A 3,645-nucleotide genomic window follows, 5' to 3' on the forward strand; every position below is an offset into this window, starting at 1 on the left:
CCCCCTGGGGGGTGTGGTGGTGTTTGTGGTGTAAGTTGTCGGCCTATTAGTACGGGTCGGCTTCACAAGTCTTCAGTCCTTGCTTCCACGTCCCGCCTATCAACCCAGTGGTCTGGCTGGGGGCCTCTCACACTCGAGGTGTAGGGAAATCTCATCTCGAAGTGGGCTTCCCGCTTAGATGCTTTCAGCGGTTATCCCTTCCGAACGTAGCTAATCAGCGGTGCACCTGGCGGTACAACTGACATACCAGAGGTTCGTCCGTCCCGGTCCTCTCGTACTAAGGACAGATCTTCTCAAATTTCCTGCGCGCGCAGCGGATAGGGACCGAACTGTCTCACGACGTTCTAAACCCAGCTCGCGTACCGCTTTAATGGGCGAACAGCCCAACCCTTGGGACCGACTCCAGCCCCAGGATGCGACGAGCCGACATCGAGGTGCCAAACCATGCCGTCGATATGGACTCTTGGGCAAGATCAGCCTGTTATCCCCGAGGTACCTTTTATCCGTTGAGCGACGGCCCTTCCACGAGGTGCCGCCGGATCACTAGTCCCGACTTTCGTCCCTGCTCGAGCTGTCGCTCTCACAGTCAAGCTCCCTTGTGCACTTACACTCGACACCTGATTGCCAACCAGGCTGAGGGAACCTTTGGGCGCCTCCGTTACTCTTTGGGAGGCAACCGCCCCAGTTAAACTACCCATCAGGCACTGTCCCTGAACCAGATCATGGTCCGAAGTTAGGAATCCGATACGGCCAGAGTGGTATTTCAACGATGACTCCACGAGCACTGGCGTGCCCGCTTCAAAGTCTCCCACCTATCCTACACAAGCCGCACCGAACACCAATACCAAACTATAGTAAAGGTCTCGGGGTCTTTCCGTCCTGCTGCGCGTAACGAGCATCTTTACTCGTACTGCAATTTCGCCGAGTTCATGGTTGAGACAGCGGGGAAGTCGTTACTCCATTCGTGCAGGTCGGAACTTACCCGACAAGGAATTTCGCTACCTTAGGATGGTTATAGTTACCACCGCCGTTTACTGGGGCTTGAATTCACCGCTTCACCCTAAAAGGGTTGACAGCTCCTCTTAACCTTCCAGCACCGGGCAGGAGTCAGTCCGTATACATCGTCTTGCGACTTCGCACGGACCTGTGTTTTTAGTAAACAGTCGCTTCCCCCTGGTCTCTGCGGCCCACACCCGCTCACACCCGCGTGGGGTGGTCACGGGGCAGGCCCCCCTTCTCCCGAAGTTACGGGGGCATTTTGCCGAGTTCCTTAACCATGATTCTCTCGATCGCCTTGGTATTCTCTACCTGATCACCTGTGTCGGTTTGGGGTACGGGCAGCTGGAACCTCGCGCCGATGCTTTTCTAGGCAGCATAGGATCACCGGATCACCCACCAGAGGTGGGCGCCTGTCGGGTCTCAGCCATCGTGTCCCGCGGATTTGCCTACGGGACGGCCTACACCCTTGGACCAGGACGATTCCATTGCCTGGCCCGGCTACCTTCCTGCGTCACACCTGTTAATACGCTGACCTCCCCGGTTCGGGTCCCGCGCCGCACGCCAACGGGACCCCGAAGGGTCCTCCATGGCGGTTGGGGCGGTTAGCATCACCGGTTCGGTAGGGACGGTTCTTCACTGGTACGGGAATATCAACCCGTTGTCCATCGACTACGCCTGTCGGCCTCGCCTTAGGTCCCGACTCACCCAGGGCAGATTAGCTTGACCCTGGAACCCTTGATCATTCGGCGGACGGGTTTCTCACCCGTCATTCGCTACTCATGCCTGCATTCTCACTCGTGTAGCATCCACCGCTGGTTTACACCGCGGCTTCACCCGCTACACGACGCTCCCCTACCCGTCCAGTCCGCTGAACCACGAAGGCTAACGGGATGACTGAACGATGCGACTTCGGCGGTGTACTTGAGCCCCGCTACATTATCGGCGCGGAATCACTTGACCAGTGAGCTATTACGCACTCTTTCAAGGGTGGCTGCTTCTAAGCCAACCTCCTGGTTGTCTAAGCAACTCCACATCCTTTTCCACTTAGCACACGCTTAGGGGCCTTAGTCGGCATTCTGGGCTGTTTCCCTCTCGACAATGAAGCTTATCCCCCACTGTCTCACTGCTGCGCTCTCACTTGCCGGCATTCGGAGTTTGGCTGACGTCAGTAACCTGGTGAGGCCCATCGGCCATCCAGTAGCTCTACCTCCGGCAAGAAACACGCAACGCTGCACCTAAATGCATTTCGGGGAGAACCAGCTATCACGGAGTTTGATTGGCCTTTCACCCCTACCCACAGCTCATCCCCTCCATTTTCAACTGAAGTGGGTTCGGTCCTCCACACGCTCTTACACGCGCTTCAACCTGGCCATGGGTAGATCACTCCGCTTCGGGTCTAGACCGTGCCACTCAAACGCCCTATTCAGACTCGCTTTCGCTACGGCTTCCCCACACGGGTTAACCTCGCGACACAGCACTAACTCGCAGGCTCATTCTTCAAAAGGCACGCCGTCACCAGCCCTCAGGCCGGCTCCGACGGATTGTAGGCACACGGTTTCAGGTACTATTTCACTCCCCTCCCGGGGTACTTTTCACCTTTCCCTCACGGTACTGGTCCGCTATCGGTCATCGGGTAGTATTCAGGCTTACCAGGTGGTCCTGGCAGATTCACACGGGATTTCTCGGGCCCCGTGCTACTCGGGTGGTGCACAATGACGGCGGAACGCATTACGGTTACGGGACTAACACCCTCTCTGGTCCGGCTCTCAAACCGGTTCACCTATACGCCCGCACCTCGCCACACCAGTCCGGCAGAACTGGAACAGTGCACTCCCACAACCCCGACCATGCAACGCCCGCCGGCTATCACACATGGACCGGTTTAGCCCCATCCGCTTTCGCTCGCCACTACTCACGGAATCACTATTGTTTTCTCTTCCTGCGGGTACTGAGATGTTTCACTTCCCCGCGTTCCCTCCACGCACCCTATGTGTTCAGATGCGGGTCACGCAGCATGACACTGCGCGGGGTTCCCCCATTCGGAGATCCTGGCCTCAACGTCCGGTTATCGACTCCACCAGGCTTATCGCAGATTCCCACGTCCTTCTTCGGCTCCCGATGCCAAGGCATCCACCGTGCGCCCTTGAAAACTTGACCACAAACAGATCAAGCAACAGAGCTTCTACATATCAAGAAAAACCATGAAAGGTTTTCTGAGATCAAAGAAATTGCTTTGCCCGCACACAACACCCACCCGGACCGGCCCCCGCGAGGAGGACGACCCGAAACGATGCGCGTGCGGTACAAGATGCTCGCGTCCACTATGCAGTTCCCAAACAACAACCCCCACAGCCCCCACCACACCCACCGACCAGAGACAGAACACTGATCGATCACGGATGCTTAGGCCAGGCCGGGGAAAACAACAAACCACCACCACCACCGACGCAAAGAGCGCCGGTGCGGGCGGGCCTGTTGTTTCAGGGCCCAACAGTGTGCCAAGGACCAGAACCCCTCCACAGGCCCGGAACCGTTCCAACCCGCACCACCCCCGAAGGGATGCGTGCACGGCGTACTGAGTACTCCGGACCGGCAGGAGCGCCGGCCGCTAATCCATTGATATTCCACCCTCGAGCACCCGCCCAA

General features: G+C 57.7%; 1 rRNA gene. It reads right to left on the reverse strand.

Going from position 1 to position 3,645, the window contains the following annotated elements:
- Positions 1-25: 25 nt before the first annotated feature.
- Positions 26-3,156, reverse strand: a 23S ribosomal RNA gene (locus ABD784_RS09560).
- Positions 3,157-3,645: the final 489 nt, after the last annotated feature.

This window comes from Zhihengliuella alba, from assembly GCF_039538765.1.
Classification (GTDB): Bacteria; Actinomycetota; Actinomycetes; order Actinomycetales; family Micrococcaceae; genus Zhihengliuella; species Zhihengliuella alba.